Annotated in this window: 10 protein-coding genes; 4 read left to right on the top strand and 6 right to left on the bottom strand. The window is 33.7% G+C overall.

The features are described 5' to 3' along the window. Positions 1-110 precede the first annotated feature (110 nt). The 3 genes from ACFOOI_RS21685 to ACFOOI_RS21675 all read left to right on the top strand — a co-directional run bounded on the left by ACFOOI_RS21685 (position 111) and on the right by ACFOOI_RS21675 (position 3,076). The gene (locus ACFOOI_RS21685; protein WP_379840278.1) at positions 111-1,823 is read left to right on the top strand and encodes an asparagine synthase-related protein; all 1,713 of its coding nucleotides are present in this window, start codon (positions 111-113) and stop codon (positions 1,821-1,823) included. After that, positions 1,820-2,509 (top strand): hypothetical protein, encoded by a 690-nt coding sequence (locus ACFOOI_RS21680; protein WP_379840277.1) that lies wholly within the window; start codon positions 1,820-1,822, stop codon positions 2,507-2,509. Before ACFOOI_RS21685 ends, ACFOOI_RS21680 begins: the two co-directional genes overlap by 4 nt. A gap of 237 nt (positions 2,510-2,746) precedes the next feature. Further along, complete coding sequence (locus ACFOOI_RS21675; RefSeq protein ID WP_379840276.1) at positions 2,747-3,076, top strand: LytTR family DNA-binding domain-containing protein; 330 nt, start codon at positions 2,747-2,749, stop codon at positions 3,074-3,076. Between the two features lie 33 nt (positions 3,077-3,109). On the opposite strand, the gene porU2 is transcribed toward ACFOOI_RS21675, so the two are convergent. Continuing rightward, the gene (porU2, locus tag ACFOOI_RS21670; RefSeq protein WP_379840275.1) at positions 3,110-6,277 is read right to left on the bottom strand and encodes a putative type IX secretion system sortase PorU2; all 3,168 of its coding nucleotides are present in this window, start codon (positions 6,275-6,277) and stop codon (positions 3,110-3,112) included. Between porU2 and ACFOOI_RS21665 the strand changes: the two genes are divergently transcribed. Further along, on the top strand, positions 6,276-6,617 hold the full coding sequence (locus ACFOOI_RS21665) for a PqqD family protein (protein WP_379840274.1): 342 nt from the start codon (positions 6,276-6,278) through the stop codon (positions 6,615-6,617). The genes porU2 and ACFOOI_RS21665 overlap by 2 nt on opposite strands. 80 nt (positions 6,618-6,697) lie before the next feature. Here the strand turns inward: ACFOOI_RS21665 and ACFOOI_RS21660 are convergent, their stop codons facing one another. The 5 genes from ACFOOI_RS21660 to ACFOOI_RS21640 form a co-directional block, all read right to left on the bottom strand. Next, on the bottom strand, positions 6,698-7,711 hold the full coding sequence (locus ACFOOI_RS21660; protein ID WP_379840272.1) for a T9SS type A sorting domain-containing protein: 1,014 nt from the start codon (positions 7,709-7,711) through the stop codon (positions 6,698-6,700). A 2-nt stretch (positions 7,712-7,713) separates the two neighbouring features. Further along, positions 7,714-8,871 carry a hypothetical protein gene (locus ACFOOI_RS21655; protein ID WP_379840271.1) on the bottom strand — a complete coding sequence of 386 codons (1,158 nt, stop codon included), beginning with the start codon at positions 8,869-8,871 and terminating at the stop codon, positions 7,714-7,716. Positions 8,872-8,904: 33 nt separating this feature from the next. Next, entirely contained in the window at positions 8,905-9,027 is a 123-nt protein-coding gene (locus tag ACFOOI_RS21650; RefSeq protein WP_379840270.1) for a lasso RiPP family leader peptide-containing protein, read from the bottom strand. 143 nt (positions 9,028-9,170) lie between these two features. Beyond that, complete coding sequence (locus ACFOOI_RS21645; RefSeq protein WP_379840269.1) at positions 9,171-11,228, bottom strand: T9SS type B sorting domain-containing protein; 2,058 nt, start codon at positions 11,226-11,228, stop codon at positions 9,171-9,173. 5 nt (positions 11,229-11,233) lie between these two features. Next, positions 11,234-16,084 carry a T9SS type B sorting domain-containing protein gene (locus ACFOOI_RS21640; protein ID WP_379840268.1) on the bottom strand — a complete coding sequence of 1,617 codons (4,851 nt, stop codon included), beginning with the start codon at positions 16,082-16,084 and terminating at the stop codon, positions 11,234-11,236. Positions 16,085-16,458 lie beyond the last annotated feature (374 nt).

Here is a 16,458-nt window from a genome sequence, read left to right as displayed (position 1 = left end):
AAATTACTTGGGAATTAAAAGGAAATATTAGTTTGAAATGATGTATTTTTGAAATAGCTATGGCAGGATCAAAAATAAAAATGAATTGAATATATTGAAGTTTAATAAAAATGATTAAAGTTTATTTTGATAATTTTGAAGAGGAAGAGAAAACATGGGTAGCCAATAACTCCCAAGACAATATCGCAACCGTAATTAATGATTTAGACATCAAAAGTTTCAAATTATTTGATCAAAGCTTAGAACATGGTTATTCTAGTTTTTCGGCTGCCAAGGTGTATAACAGAGAAAAGTTAATTATGGCTAAAAGGGATATTTTTGGCTCTGTCCCTCTTTTTATCTCTTGGAAAAAAAATCATTCATGTGCTATATCAGAGAACCTTTCTTCACTTTTAGAACAACAATCGTTTACAATAAATAAGGAAAGAATAAGCTTGTATTTAAATAATGATGATTTGGACCTTCTTAGTAAAAGCCATATTACATTTTTTGAAGACATCTATCAAGTACCTTCAGGCTCAGTGGTCACCATAACCTATAATAAGTTACATATTGAGTTTATACAATATAAAAGTGCAACGCAAAAAGGAAATCTACTTAAAGAAATGTGTAAAAGTGTAATTAATTTAACACATGATAAAGAAAAAGTTGCTTTTCAAGTAAGCGGTGGACTGGATTCAACAAGCTTAGCTGCCATACAAGCAAGTATAAAGCATAAAAATGTAGATACCCATTATTGCGTAACTAAAACTCCCTTTAAATCAACTTCCGAACGCTTATTTCAGAAATCTTTCACTAAGAAATATAAACAAAAAATAAGCTCATATTCTACTAATGCAAATATTAAAAACCTAACAGAAGAGTATTGTAAAATAGCGATTTCACCCCCATTTTTATTTAATACCATTACACTGTTTGAAGACACATTAAAATCTTTAAAAGAAAAGAAAATAAATTATTTAGTTTCAGGACATGGAGGAGATCAAGTATTAGGTCATGGTTTTGAGTATATTCAAAATCTTAAAAAAAACAGAGCATACAATAAAATATTTAGCTTCGTGAGTCTACTAAGCAAAATGGATTTATTAAAAAATAATTTTGAAAATTGGACTAGCTATAGCGTTAAAAAAAAATTTAATTTAACCTTACAGGCATTTGTTTATCCTGTTAACTCTGTACTAAAAAAGGATATAATTTTTCAGTATATTTATGCAGGCGGAAACCTTTTTTACATTTTTACTTCGGGTGTCAATTTGATATTAAAGAGATGGTTTAAAAATGTAAAAACACCTGTTATACAAACCTCAGAATCAAAAAGAAATCCCGATATAATTTTAAGTGAAAAGAATAAGAACCGTGCAGATATACAAAAGGCTACTTTTTCAAATATAAATGAAACATTTTTTAATCTAGCAAAATTGTATGATGTTAATTTCTTATTTCCATTCTTAGATACTAAGGTCTATGCAGCTAGTTGTGCATATACCCTGCAAGAAAAGTTTGGGGATGGCCGCGGACGCAATCATTTACGAATTGAGCTAAAAGCAGTATTACCCGAACTGGTAAGAAAACGTATAGGAAAAGCAAGTTTTGATGAATACTTCGTAAACGAAATAGAATCATATATGATACAACTCGGTGAAATAGAGGAAAATCATTTAATTTGGGAGTTTGTAGATAAAAAAAGATTTTATATCGTGGCTAAATTATTAATGAACAAAAACAAAACTTATTTTCATAAAAAAAATGCAGCACATGTTATTCACAGAATATTAAACATTAAAGTATGGTTGGATTTTATAAACAAATTAAAAGAAGCATGAATTTAATAATAAAAGTAGGTCAATTTATAGCAATAGGATTATTGATAACTGGATGTAATAAAAACCTTATGGAAGAGAATCCTATAGCAAATCTATATCCTGAGATAAAAATTGGGCAAATAAAAGAATATAAAATTATTGAGCTGACACAAACAGCGGGTAAAGAAATCCAGGATCAATACTTTATTAAAGAAGTAGTAACAGATACTGTACGATTTAATCAAGAGTTGTATTTTGTAAAAACCATATATAAAAGCGGTGTGGAAAATGGACTTTGGGTGTTTTTAGAAACCGAATTTGAATATAAAAACCTCAAAGGTGTATTTTTGAAAAAAGACAATTCTCATGTTCAAAAAGTTGGATTCCCTGTAGGTTTTAGTACCACTTGGAAAATAAATCAAAGAATAGAGTCTTTAGAAAATAATACAGCAAAATATCTGGATTTTAAAACAGCATATACCGTAGGTAATGAAAATTGGGCGGACGGCTATGTGGTTCAAGTAGAAAAAGATTCAACTGGCATACATAATTTTCAGGAAAAAGAATATTATAGTCCCAAATATGGACTTATATCATCTTTGAAAAGGACTATTTTTTATTGTCAAGATAATGCAAATTGTCTAGGGAAAAATATAGAAGAGTCAAACAAAACAATTACGAAAACTCTTCAGAAAATAACCCGATAACGAGTCAAGTTATATTATAATCGATAGATTGATTGGTAGATAAATAAAAAGAAATTTAAATCTAACAGATCAAACATAAACATGCATATAAAAGCGGTATTAAATAAATAGGCTCTTAAGGTTTTAAAAACACGTTGCTTAATTACGGACTTAAATATGCATTTTATCGACTATTTTTGTTTTTTATTTATACTGTAAATTTGGTTATATAAATTGCAAGATTAAAAAACATTAAATTTGATAAATATAACACCAAAGTTTATTAAGTCTATAGACAGCAACTCACTTTTATATCTAGATGCCCAGTCTAATTATACTTTTTTAACCTTTAAAAATGGGCATAAAAAATTGTATTCCTATCATCTTAAGGTCTTTGAAAATAGTGTTCTTCCAAATAACTTCATTAGAGTCAGTAGATCAAAACTTATAAATATTACGTATATCAATCGAACCTTAAAAAACGGCAGTGATTTATATGTAATACTTCAAGACGAAACCAGAGTATTAATTCCAAGAAAACGCAGAAAAGAATTAATTGCTAAGTTTCCAGAAATATTTGGAATATGATTTCTCAGACCTATTTTTCAGTTATTATTATTGCTATTTGATAATCTGAATTTTTCCTGAATATATTTTTTTTCTATCATGATCACTAGTTTCTAATATTTTGTAGAAATAACTACCTGGTTTTCCATCACACCAAGTATAGAATGCATTAGTTGCGTTTGCTTCTTTTTCCCAGCTGCCAACGATTTTGCCATCTATAGAAAAGATAAAAAACTGCAGGTTTGAATGTTCATCAAAGTTACCTTTAAAATTTACGCAATTTGAAGATGGATTGGGATATACTTTTAGGGTTTGAGGGATGTTTTCAACCGTGCTTGTAATGACCATAACCTCAAAATTTAATAAGTAAGGTTTTTCTCTAGTACTATTTCCAGCCTTATCCTTACCGATGATAACCATTTCATAAGATCCAGGCGTAAGATTCTTAAAGCTTAGAAGTAATTGAAGGTTTTTGTCTGATATACTTGTAAGCGTAAACAAATAGTTTTCTATTGGGACTAGTGTATAGTCGCATGAATCACAAGACTTAATGTAGATTGTAAAATATTGTGTAGGATTATTAGTATTGGGAAGGCTTTTGTCATCAATTAGGTTAATAGCAAGTGTCGGGTTTAAAGGGATTGGCATTTTATCGTACGGATTTTGGTTTTCGAAAAGTACTAATAAAGAAGGTTTTATGTCGTCTCCAATAACTACGGGCTCTCCAAAACGAATAATTAGCTCATTATTATTTTCGTTTTCTTCTTGGATAGTATTGTTAGGGTCTACTTTAATGTCAATTTCAGACAAAAAAGTGGATACATTTATTGGAACCGTGAGGCTATCTTGATATTTAGTAAAAGGAATTGAAACTATTAAAGTATCTTGTAAAAAGCTATTCTTCTTAATAACTCTCAATGTTAAGTCAGCTCCAACCTTATATCTTCCTAAATTAGAGATATTAACTAAAAGTTTTGTGGAGTCATTCTCTAGAAAACGTGCATTGTTTATTTTTAAATCTGGTTTTATATATCCGAATATTTTTATGGCTGGATCCCCAAAAATAAGCGTTTGGTCATTGTTTAAAATATCTAAATCAGATTTATTTGGTAGTTTTATTACTCGCTCTGCAGTCAATTTCATAGCCTCTCCTATCGATGGTTCTACGTCAGAATTAAAAATAACATCGTAAAAGACTTCTGCATGCTTTAATAAAGAACTTGGATATCCATAATACGATTGTCCGATGGTAGCAATAGCTCCCTTGCCCGCTGTGAATAGCCAGTTTTGGGATAAAGTAGGAATCTCTCTAAAGTAATTATTAAAAGCACAACCATTAAAATACAAAACGGGATATCTCTTATTGTCATATCCTAACAATGGGTTTGAAACAAAGTCAATGTTGAGATCAACGATTTGATAACCTGAATGTCCAAAAAAACTAACCAAAGAAGTACCATCATTTAAATTTTGAGCGATATTTGCGGGTTCTTTTGGGTCTAAAATTTGTTTTTTCTTCGATAAAATATGAACACCAAAATTACTTTGATTGGCAATGTCAGCTAAGTCTGTCATATAACCGGCCCAAGTGTCAATTTGTGCAAAACTCTCGCCTCCACTTAGGTGGATTATGTTTTTTTGCTGTATTTCTTTTGGCAGCTCTAGTTTCTGTTTCAGTTTTTCTAAATAAAGTAAAACTTCTTCATTATTTGTAGCTGGAATTCTACCGGTTGCCAATGCTGGAACGTCAATATCGGTGGTAATACCGGAGCTTAATAAAACATCTGAAGCCGGATAACCAAATGAGGGTACCAAATCAACAAGAGAGTTTCTACCCGTGTAAGCACTAAAAGCCTTACCCAATAAAAGTAAATATGTTGGCTTACTATCTTCTAGTTTATACTTTAAGTAGTTTTTTATGGCAAGTGGATTTTTTACTCCATAGTTAAATAGGTCATATAAATCCTCTACATAGGTTGTTTCTACTGTATATCCCCCACCCTCTGTTGACGAACGAAAATCTGCATATGCTTTTGCAGAAGTGGCTAACTGTTTTGAGCTAATAATTAAAAAATTGGCAGAATTATTAAAATTATCTATTTGCGGTTCAAATAAAGTGATTTTTAAAGGGGATTCATATTCAGAAAAATAATAGTATTTGTCAGAAATTGTTTTAGATAAAATATTAAAAGTTTGAGAATCAGCTTGGGTAGCTTCGCTAATGTTAAAAGGGTCTGTGATATTCCAAAGTCTGTAGGTGATATTGTTTGGGTTTTCGACTTGTAATTTTCCAATATTTAGACCTTTAATATAGATAAACCCGTCTTTCCCATTCAAAATATTCTTTTTCAAATATGAAGTCTTAATGTAATTTATAGAATAAGATCCGCCATAGCCTTTTAGGTAAAGGGTTGCAGTACTTAAATTATTTAAGAATTGTTTAAATTTTAAAGTTATAGGTGAAAACTCTTGGATAGTTATGGTTGTGTCTAATTTCTCAAAAGCAATATTTATTTTTTTGTTGTAATTGTTATCTCGCCCATTTAATTGAATTTCTACTTCTACTTCTGGAGAAATTATACTGCTTAAATTAAGCGGAAGTTCATAGGTTATATTTTCCTTTTTTAGTGAGCCCGTAAAACCTTCTCCTTTTTCATAGTATGAATGTTGGATATACGGAATAGGCCCAGTTACAGAATTAAATGTAAAATCACTGGAAAACACTTCTGTATTTTGATATTTCTGATAATACTGAGTGGCACTAAACTTTCCATCAAAACTGGAATTTTCTGACGGAATACTTTTATGAGTATTTTCATTTGGGGCAATAGTTAAGTAATACACCGATTTATCTGAGAATAGGCTATACAAACTATTAGGTTGGACTGAGGCAGGTCTATAGAACTCATCTTCATTTCTACCGTCGTTTTTTATTCCATAGAAAAAAATTTGGTCGCCGTCTTGAAAAGCATCCGTTTTGGTAGAAATATCAAAAGCAATGTTTTTTCCTTGATGATAAATTTGTAACTGATTATTTTTAGCTGCATAAATTTCAGGGAGTACTTTCGCTATTTCTTCTACTTTAAGTACGTATGCTCCGGTTTTGTTAATCTCTATTTTTAGATATTTTTGGTTTTTTGTAAGCCATGTTAGCTTATTTGACTGTCCAAAAAGAAGATTTGAACAAAAAACAATATAAAGAAAGAAATATAAATTTTTCATGAAAAAAATAAAAAAGGGCGATAAAAAAAATAAAAAAGGTAACTTTACTATAAAAACATATAAAATAATGGAAACAAAATATGCATTAAGCGAACAGCAAATTTCTTCTACTTTACAGGAGGAAAACATTATTCTTCAACTCAATAAAGGAATATATTATACTATGAACGAGGTCGGTACTTTTATCTGGGATTTATTAAAAATATCTCCTTTACAATTTGAGGAGATAGTAGAACAGGTACAGGATAATTTTGATGTTGACGATGATACCTGTAGAAAAGATATTGAAATTGTAATTCAAGACCTAACTAAGGCGGAACTTTTGGTTCAAGTAATATAGTCCCTTATATTTTAAGCACAAAAGAGGACTCGTATTTTACGAATCCTCTTATTATTATTTATAGTTTGGGTTACGGAGATTTAAAGCAATACAACTTTTCTTCTGATTACTCTCGAACTATTGACAAATTGTAAAAAATATGATCCTGCTGAATATGATTCAGAAACCTTTATTTCATATGTGCCGTCTATTTTTCTAACTTCTACCGGCAACCTAGTGCCTTCGTTGGTCATTAGATTTATTTCATCAAACTCTTCTGAATTTTTTAGTTTAAACACTCTATTTGGTGAAGGATTGGGAAATACCGTGCTTGAGCCAAATTCTCCTCTGTTTTCGATAGAAATAATTTTTGATAATTTGTAAGTACCATCTAAATCTATCATTTTCAATTGATAGTAATTAATGCCTTCATTAAAGTTTTTATCTAAAAAATCGAACTTGCCGTTTTTGTTACCTCCTTTAACTGTCCCGATTTCCCAAAACTCACTTAGATTGGTACTTTTTCGGACACTGAAATGGCTAAAACCTGATTCGTCTTTGATTTTCCAATCTAGCAAATTACCGTTCGTGAATTCATCTACAGTAAACGAAGTGAGGGTTACTGGAGCTGCAGCCTCTCTAACATTTATGGTTGTTACAGAATTATTATTACCAGTGTTAGTTTCACCTACTGGCGGTGGCCCATTCCAAGCCAAAGTACCTGTTACAACACCACCTTCACCCAATGAAGACCCTGTATAACCTAAAACAACTTCAAAACATTCTGCTGGAGCCAAAGCTGCTGCATTCGTAAGTCTAATATCAGTACCATTATTACTGAATTCAATCATACCTCCAGCCGGAGTAACACTTTTTAGTACAACAGAACTCGTATTGGGAGGAAAAGAAATTAATGGGCGTGCCTTACCTATTGGAAGGTTAGTCGACCCACCAGAAACATTACAAATGCTTACTGTTATCTCGCCTCTAGTTTCATTCAGTTTAACCGTAGGAATTAAATTGGTAAGATTTATTGACATTTCCTGAGCGTAAACATTATTAACCCTGAGCAATGTTATGACAGAAATAAATAAAAATAAAAATAAATTTTTCATACTTAATTGGCAGTTATTGATGTAACAGAAACATTATTTGATAATTGTGAGTCGCCTCCTGAATTATCTAAAATGGTAATTGAAATATTTTGGGTAGTTCCAGCAGCAACACTGCTTTTTCTTTGAGCATTAAATCCTACAGTACTTTGTCCATTAGCAGGAACAGTAACACCACTTTTTAAGGTACAAGTAATAAATGAAGAATTTTCAGTAATCGTCCAATTCGAGTTGTTATTCAATGTACCACCATAAACTTGTGAAGTACCGCTAGAAGTAGGATAAGTAATTGTAAAGGCTCCTACTTTTGATATTCTAAATGTAATTGGAGTAGAATTGGTACCACCTAAAATTTCATAAATATTTACGACAAAATCTCTACCAAAACCCGATGCATTGAATGAAAGACCATCGATATCTACTGTAGGTGTATAATCTACAGGTCCAGATGACACCTTTCCTATGGCTAGAGCAGTGATACCACTAACAATAGTTCCTGATAGAGTGCTGTTTTCGGTATTTCCAGAAGCTCCTGTTGATGATAGATTTATCCATTTGGTGCCATCCCAGCCTACGAGTCTTAGGTCTGCGGCAGGTCCAAAAGCACTCATGTCGGGTATACTTACTGTTACAGTGAGCCCTGTGGCATCGTTAGTTAGGTCTTGCCAGTCCCATTGCCCAACAGGACTAACCGCCTGTATACCTGCATCTACTGATGTAACAGCATGGAAGCCTGTATTTGGAGCAGTTGGATCATCTGTTGAACTCGGATTACCTAATATCCATGCTACTGCTATCTGAGAAGTAGCAAGCCTGGTACCGCTTATGCTTAAGCCTCTATAATCTGCACCAGTGCCTACCGGGAAATTAAAACTTTGGTTTACTGCATTCGCATAGTGTTTTACGTAGCCATTTACATTACCGGCATCAGTTGGATTCTGATAAATGGCTGTGCCTACTGCAGAAAAATATCCGGGTGTAGCCCCCCTAAAGGTAGACCAGCTGTTTGGTGGGGTAGACAAATCAATGGTTCCAAAATTAGTAAATTCGGATCCTGAAGCTACATAGACATTTCCTTGTGCTAACGATGTATTTGTTATTGCTAAGAGCAAAGAAAAGCTAGTTAGTGTAGTGTATAAATTTTGTAAAAATCTTGTATACATAGTGTTTTATTTAATGTAGTAATTTTTATACTTTTAAACGAAGCCTTGATCACCAAAGTCGGTTGTAGAACCTGTTTTTAAAGTTAATTTTTTAACATCTCCTAATATTATCAATTTAGGTGCGATGTATTTTTTTTTTTCGGGTTTTTTATCCATTGTTTCTTTATTTTGTTAATATTAGCTAATCTTCCAATATATGCAAATAAAGTTATTCCACTATTTCATTGTCCAACGCAAGGCTTGTTTAAGTAGATAAAGTGCGAATATTAGTACATATATTGGTACGAAAATCAGTAGTTTTAATGTTTTAATAAATATATGCTTCCTCCAAATCTTTTGATTGAGTTGTCTGATGTGGTGATGGTAATAGTGTAAGGGTAATTGCCGGATGGTGTTGCAGTTGAGTTTATTTTTCCATCCCATTTATATTCGACATTATCTATTTTTAAAATTTCTTGTCCGAACCGATTATAAATTTTCATTTCAAAAGTTTTTATTTTACTTTTTAAGGTTTTTATTTCTAATAGGTCATTGATGCCGTCGTTGTTAGGTGTAAAAGCAGTGGGTATAAATATTTTAAGGGGAATTTTTAAATCTATAGTGTTAGATGCCGCTATTGGGTAATTGTTATTGGAAGGGGTGGCTACGAGTTTTAGTTTTCCATCTGATGAGAAAGTGTTTAGGTCAAGTGTGCCATTGGTTATTTCTTTTGGGAAGCTTTGTATTTTAGTTTCGGTGCCATTGCTAATAAATATTAGGTCATATCCTGATATTGTGCTATTTCCAAATGGTGACTCAAGAGACCATCGGAGTTCTGCAAGGTCATTAATGCTAAGAAATATAGTGTTTATTTTCTCTGATAGTTGTGAAAGTCTTCCACATTTGTCTCTAAATGCGATTTTATAGGTTTCTTGTTTTTGTGGTGTGGTAAAATCGGTTAAAAAGGTATTTTTTGTCGAAGAGCTATCTAATATTTTGAATTCCGTGTCTTGAAGTTTAAATAAATACCAATTTTTTTGTTCAATAGGCCATGTGTTTAAGTCTTCTTTATAATGGATTTGATTATAATTATCAGTATTTACCCAAAATGTGGTGGGTGGTGGTGGTATTAATTTTTGTGGGTCAAAATTTACTTTATTAGATATGCTTTTGCCTTTAAATTTTGTAAAGTTGGTAGAGCCAGTGATATCTTGGTAAACTTGATAGGTGTATTGGGTAGTGCAATCAAGTGGGCCGTGTGTATAGGTGTTTGTAGCCCAGCTTATTTCTCCTTTCTGATTGGGTATAATGGGCTTGTCAATGATGAATGTTTGCTTAAATGAGATATTATTTTGGGGATTTAAATTTGGTGGGGGGAGGGTCCTTCCTTTTAGTGTTTTTTGATACGCAATCCAAGAGATTTCGGTTTTCGAGTTTTGAGGGTTAAAATTTAAGGATACTATCGGGGTCGTACATATTTCTGGCGATTCTATGATTTGACCGCCGCATGTAGAATTTCTTTTTACAAAAAAGCAATAAGATTTTGTAGAATCCGGGATATCAAATGTGTATGAACCTGTCTGAATGCCTGCTTTAATTTCATTTGCGGCAGGGTATTGGTCTTTTTCATATCTAAATAAACTAAACTGAGGGTCAGCGACAAAAGGGCCGGTATAGTCTATTTTGACGTTTTTTAGTGTTAATAACTCTACTTTAGAGATTTGAGGGGTAAAAGGTAGTTCAGTATTGGGATTATTAAGCGGGATAGTTTGGAATCCGTAATTTAGTAAGCAGTTTTTGCTGGGGTCGGTATATAGGCCTGTAATTTTATAAGTTTGAGGTAAATTAAATGTTTTTTGAACAGAGAAAGGTAGCTGGGATTTGGAAACAAATATGGGGGGAACTCCTGAACCGAACTCTATGACATATCTATCAAAATCGTTTATAGGGCTTAGTGGAATATTGAATTCTACGGTAGATTGGCAGATGAAATAACTATGCAGTGGGGTATTGTTAGGTCTTACAATTACGTTTTTGCATGCTACACTTACCTTGCCGTTTTTTTGTCCAATTTGTGCGATTGTGTACATTTTAGGTTGGTAAAGCAAAGGGTAGGTGTGATTTACTTGTGTCGATGCACTGTCTAATGCACTTTCTAAAGTTTCGCCTTGATAATCATAAACGTATTTAATGTTTGTAGCCGTGCTGGTATTGGTTACAATTAACGCTTGTGTTCCACATATTTCGTTTAAGTTTGGGTTAAAACCTCCTTGTTCGAAGGAACTGTTAGAACAAATATTTTGAGCAGAAATGGATACATTTAAAAATAAGCTTAATGCAGTCATTATAGTCCCAAAAGAAAGATACTTATTTTTCATTACATTTATCTAGCAATCGTGATAAAACCCAGTTTAAGGGCATTAATGCCTTTTAGTTTAATTTCATAATAGTATGTTCCATCGGGAACACCAGAATTGGGGGTGATTCCTATACCGGTATTAGCTTCCCCACCCCATCCTTGTATTTGCATGTCAATATTATTTCCTTCTGAGCTAAAAACTTTTGCTCCCCATCGGTTAAACAAGTTGATATATTCGAGTTGGGCATCTGCTAGTAGCTGAATTTTGAAAGTATCATTTTTGCCGTCATTGTTGGGAGAAAAGCCCTCTGGAACTATGAGTAAATCTCCTAGATAGATTTGTTCAATCGGAATAAAAAACGAAGTGGTGTCATTTTTGAATACTATAATCTGAGCACCATCATTTGATCGGTCAGAAAACATTATGTTTTCAACATTTTGAGCGGTAGCTATTACTTGGTTATTGTAGGGCCCCTTTATATTTTTATGTTTGATAATTACTGCAAAAAAAACGGTATCTATTTTTTCTGGTTTTATAAATGAGGCAGCTGTAGTTATGTCTACATTATGTTTCCCATCAAAGCTTACATTGGGTACTAAAGAGCTAGATTTAGAAACCAAGGGTGGGTATACTACTGAAAATTCCACTCCAGCGGGGAAAAAAGCTTGGAGGCTATCTATAATGTTTATTTTTTGAAGAATATCGGGGGTTCTATTTTTTACTAAAACCATATAGTCTACTCTAAATGTGTAATCGTCAATACGAGCAGTATCAACAATAGACAAAGCAGTAGCGATACCACTAAATGCTTGACTTCTATTTATTTCTATTTTGGTTGGTGCGGTGTTGTCTTTAGGGTTACCATTGTTATCAGGGTCAGGGTTATTTCCTTCCGTAGAATAATCATAAACGTTGTCATCTGAAGTACTAAATACTTTGGCAGTATTGAAAAATAAGCTATTTTCTGTATTGCTCAGGTCTATGCGTACTTTTAGAAGAATACTTGCGGTATCACCTCTATTTAGGCTGCTTAGGGAGTCAATTAGTAAATTTATATGAGGTGCTTTGCCAGTAAAATTTGGATTAAGGGTTAATGGAGAATTTGTGAAGGCTGCTGTGGTGCTACCCAGGATATTAACAGCAGTATCAAACGTAACATCGAGCTGGTCTACCAGCTGTAGGTTTGAGATTTTTTGATTTCCGGTATTCGCAATTTTAAATTTAAAGAGCAAATCAAAAATATTGTTTTCTATCTCTTTTACTGAAATTAATTCTTTACTAAGGCCTATTATTGAAAGCGGTATTTCGTCATTTATGGTAAAGGAGCTTGAGTTGTTTTGTATTTTGCTATCAGGCTGGTCTACCATCCATAGGCTCGCTGTATTGGTTATTTTGCCTGGGGCCATAACCTTTGCTTGAAAAGTTATGATTTTGGATTCTTTGTATTTTAAAACGGGAATTAGAGCATATACGGTTTTGTTGGCGTAAGTTGCATCGGGACTGATGAGGTATATCTCTAAGCCGGCCGGTAGGGTGTCCCTAATAATGACATTGGTGGCGGTAGTCTCTCCTAGGTTTTCAACTAAAATATGGTAGGTTACGTATTCACCCAGAGCAACACGATTGGTATCCGCAGTTTTTGTTAGCTTGATATCCACTGCAGTTTTGCAAGAATCTAAACTCACGTTTACTTTGGATGCAGCACTAAAGCATCCTTCTTTGGTCTTTTCAAACAAGTAATAGCTTCCTGAAGTAACGGTGCTTAGGGAGCCTACCAGGGGGCTGCTGGGCATACTTGATGTATGAAACTCGAAACGGCTAGTGCTAACTGTAGGAGCCCCAACTATGGCCCTATTTAAGTCGACTGTTTTAAATGGGCAAATGTTTTTTAAAGTTGGGCTTATATTTGGAGCAATAGGTGCCTCTCCAACTGTAATTTTTATGGTGTTTGATATATCACTCGTACAATTTCCGGCTTCAGCGTTACAAGTTGCGGTATAGGAAAACTCTCCGGCTTTATTAGCTTTTATACTTATTGAGCTTCCTTCTTTTCCATTTGACCAAACTACCTTCTGAGGGCAATCTTTAGCTACTAATGTGAGGGTATCTCCTATGCATAACGTGTTTTTATTGCAATATATAAATGGCGGGTTAGGCGAGCCCACTTCTATACATAAGGTATCTGAGGTTTGGCTTTTACATGTTCCTTGAAGACAAACAGCGGTATATGCTGTGTTTACTTTAGGTTGTAAAGCGATGGTAGCTCCTTTTTGGCCCGTAGACCAAACCACCTCTCCTATGCAATTTTCTGCAATAATTTGTACAAGGTCGCCTTCGCAAATTCGATTTTTAACGCATGACAAGATTGGTGTTTGTGGCCTTTTTACTTCAATAACAAGTTGATTTGATGTCAGACTGAATGTGCTATCGCTATTTAAGCAAACCGCCGAGTAAGTGGTAGAAAATAAGGGTTTAACTGTGATTTTTTCTCCTTTTTCTCCGTTAGACCAAACCACCACATTTCCGTTGCACCCAGTGGCAACTAATATTAGGGTATCATCACCGCAGACATTGTTTTTTGAACTACTTACTGTTGGAGGGGTCTCTACTTTTTCTGCCTGTATTTCTATTTGATTTGATTTTTTGCTTTCTTTGCATTGATTTGCACACCAGGCGTAGTAGCTCCCTGCCCCTACTTTTATAATACTTAGTGTATCTCCGGTATTCCATTTAATGCCGCCTACATTACAAGCACTTGCAGACAAAGTGGCTTTTTCATTCGCGGATAGTATTAGGGTATTTGTTTTAATAATTGGGGCAACGGGTTCAGGTAAAACATTGATTTGGATTGTAATGCTCTCTTGAGTGTTTTCGCAAGTGTTTAGGCAAGTAACGGTGTAGGTACCAGATGTATTAACTTCTATGGTGCTTGTGTTTTCATTTGTATTCCATATTATGCTCGAGTTACAACCCGAAGCGGTCAGTTTTACCTTTTCTCCATTGCAAGAAATAGACCTTGCAACCGAAATGATTGGTGTTTTTTCGTTAGTTAATTCAATATGAATAGAGTCAGAAAATAAACTTTCTCCGCATGTATAGATACATTTTGCCGCATATCCTCCTTGGCCAACTTTTATGACTCTTTGATTCGATTCATTATTAGACCAAAGAATTTCACCTCCCTCACATCCTGTAGCGGTAAGTGTAGCTTTATCTGTATAGCATATTTGGTGCTTGTCAGTAACAATTTTTGGTGCTGTGGGTTTATCTATGTCTACTATTTGGTTAAGGCGTTTTTTTTCACAACCTCCAGAATCTCGTACAGTAAGCGTATAAGCTCCAGACTCTAGGGCATTAAAATCCGAATTAGATTTGTATGCGTCATTATTTATACGAAACAAAAACGGAGCAAGCCCAGTAGGGTTATTTATTTTTATACTGCCCTTTTCGGTCCCTGGGCATTGCACATTACGTATAGCTATTTCAAAATCTATAGGGGCTGTTTTCACTACGTTATATATACAGCCACTTGTTTTTATTGCCGTGCTGTTTTCATTTTGTTTTCTTGATTTAAAAGTGTATTTTCCTACTTCCTCGATTGTAAGTTTTTGATTTACCGCCCCTATTATCAAAGTGTCGTTTTTATACCACTCAAGATCCTTATATCCTGTTGGTATTTCTACCTCTTGCTTTATTGATGCATCTGCACAAAAGCTAAATGTTGTGTCTTTACAAATTTTTTGGCAATTTACAAGGGTGCTGTAAGTGCTCCTGCATCCAAGAGCATCTTTAATTTCAAAATTATGTGTGCCAGTGGTTTTTTGGAATACATTTTGAGATGCAAACCCCGAGCCGTCGTTAAACTGGTAAGGTGCTTGGCCACCCGAAACACTTAATGTGAGTAAAGCTGTTTCAGATGTATCGCAAAGAATAGTACTTGTGACTAAAATATTGGTAGTAGCAGATTTTAGGTCTATAGTTTTTTTAGTGATACAAGATTTAGCATCTTTTAGAAATATGGTTTGTTCTCCTGCGGCAAGATTTTGAAACGAATTTTCTGTGGTGAATGTTAAGCTGTCTTTGCTTAATAGGATGGGTTCAATCCCTTTGGTGATAGTAAAGGTTATGGAACCATTGGCCAATCCACAGCTAGGCGGAATGACTTGAGTTTGAAATTCGGTGGGCGGAATGGTAGTTACTTGTACAGAATCTAATGACAAATACGTACAGGATTTATCGGAACTTGAAAAAGTGGCTTTGAATGTATAATTTCCATCGCTATTTATGGTAAATTCTTTTGTGTTAGCCCCTGTTATGCTCTGACCATTTTTGTACCATGTGTATGTAGTAAAACCTTGAATGGCAGTAACATGAATGGGAGAACCGAAAGTTGGGCATCTGTCTATACGCTCCCCTATAGTCGTAAAACTTATGTCGTCTTCACAAGGGTTTTGGTTGTTTGGTGTACTGTCTATATCTTCTTCTGATACTTGGGTGATTTCAGCTTGATTGTAAGCGAAGTTGGAGGCGGCAGACAATGTACCGGTGATTGTAATGCTATGTTCAGGTTGAGTAGCCTCTATGGTACTAATTTCCCAAATAATGGTATTTTTTACTACTGAATATAATCCTTTCGATACATTTACGTTTTGGATTTGAAAATTTGGGGGTAAGATATCTTTAATTTTTATGTTATTGGCTAAGATTCCCCCTTGATTTTTTAGTTTTACAGTAAAGCTAGTTTGCCCTGCTAAAAGGCGGGTATAGCTACCCTCCAATGCTAAATCTATCTTTATAACATTAGATGGATTCATGGCTAAGGCGTGGGTATTTAACAAGTAAAATGTCAAAATAAACGAAATGTAGCGTTTCAAAAACAGCATCATTTTTTAAAATTTATAATTTTCAAACTAAATATTGGGTACCATACATTTTTTATAATCTAAAGTACGAAATTAATACAGCTAAAATGTATCCAAGTATAGTTGCGTTCGGGGGTATTGGTTATAAGTAGCGTAAAATGGTTGGTGAAAGTTTATTCTGGTCGGGAGATGATATTTGTTGTGTTAAAATTGAGGTTCTAAAGTATTCATTTTCTAAACAAGTTTAATAGTTGCATTTAATTCTTGAAGCTATGAATTAAAAAATTATTGTCATCTGACAGAATATGTAAGATTTTTGCTGATTTATGGAAAAATACAACAAGCAGAAAGTAAGCCATCCGCCATTTTTTTTGACTTTTGTTTAC

It is taken from the genome of Lacihabitans lacunae, assembly GCF_042649125.1.
GTDB classification, from domain to species: Bacteria; Bacteroidota; Bacteroidia; order Cytophagales; family Spirosomataceae; genus Leadbetterella; species Leadbetterella lacunae.
This window is presented reverse-complemented; position numbering and strand designations above follow the sequence as displayed.

Coding starts and splice junctions, on each gene's coding strand:
- ACFOOI_RS21685 (WP_379840278.1), top strand. CDS start 111: ATGATTAAAGTTTATTTTGATAATTTTGAAGAGGAAGAGAAAACATGG.
- ACFOOI_RS21680 (WP_379840277.1), top strand. CDS start 1,820: ATGAATTTAATAATAAAAGTAGGTCAATTTATAGCAATAGGATTATTG.
- ACFOOI_RS21665 (WP_379840274.1), top strand. CDS start 6,276: ATGAAAAAAATAAAAAAGGGCGATAAAAAAAATAAAAAAGGTAACTTT.
- porU2 (WP_379840275.1), bottom strand. CDS start 6,277: ATGAAAAATTTATATTTCTTTCTTTATATTGTTTTTTGTTCAAATCTT.
- ACFOOI_RS21660 (WP_379840272.1), bottom strand. CDS start 7,711: ATGAAAAATTTATTTTTATTTTTATTTATTTCTGTCATAACATTGCTC.
- ACFOOI_RS21655 (WP_379840271.1), bottom strand. CDS start 8,871: ATGTATACAAGATTTTTACAAAATTTATACACTACACTAACTAGCTTT.
- ACFOOI_RS21650 (WP_379840270.1), bottom strand. CDS start 9,027: ATGGATAAAAAACCCGAAAAAAAAAAATACATCGCACCTAAATTGATA.
- ACFOOI_RS21645 (WP_379840269.1), bottom strand. CDS start 11,228: ATGAAAAATAAGTATCTTTCTTTTGGGACTATAATGACTGCATTAAGC.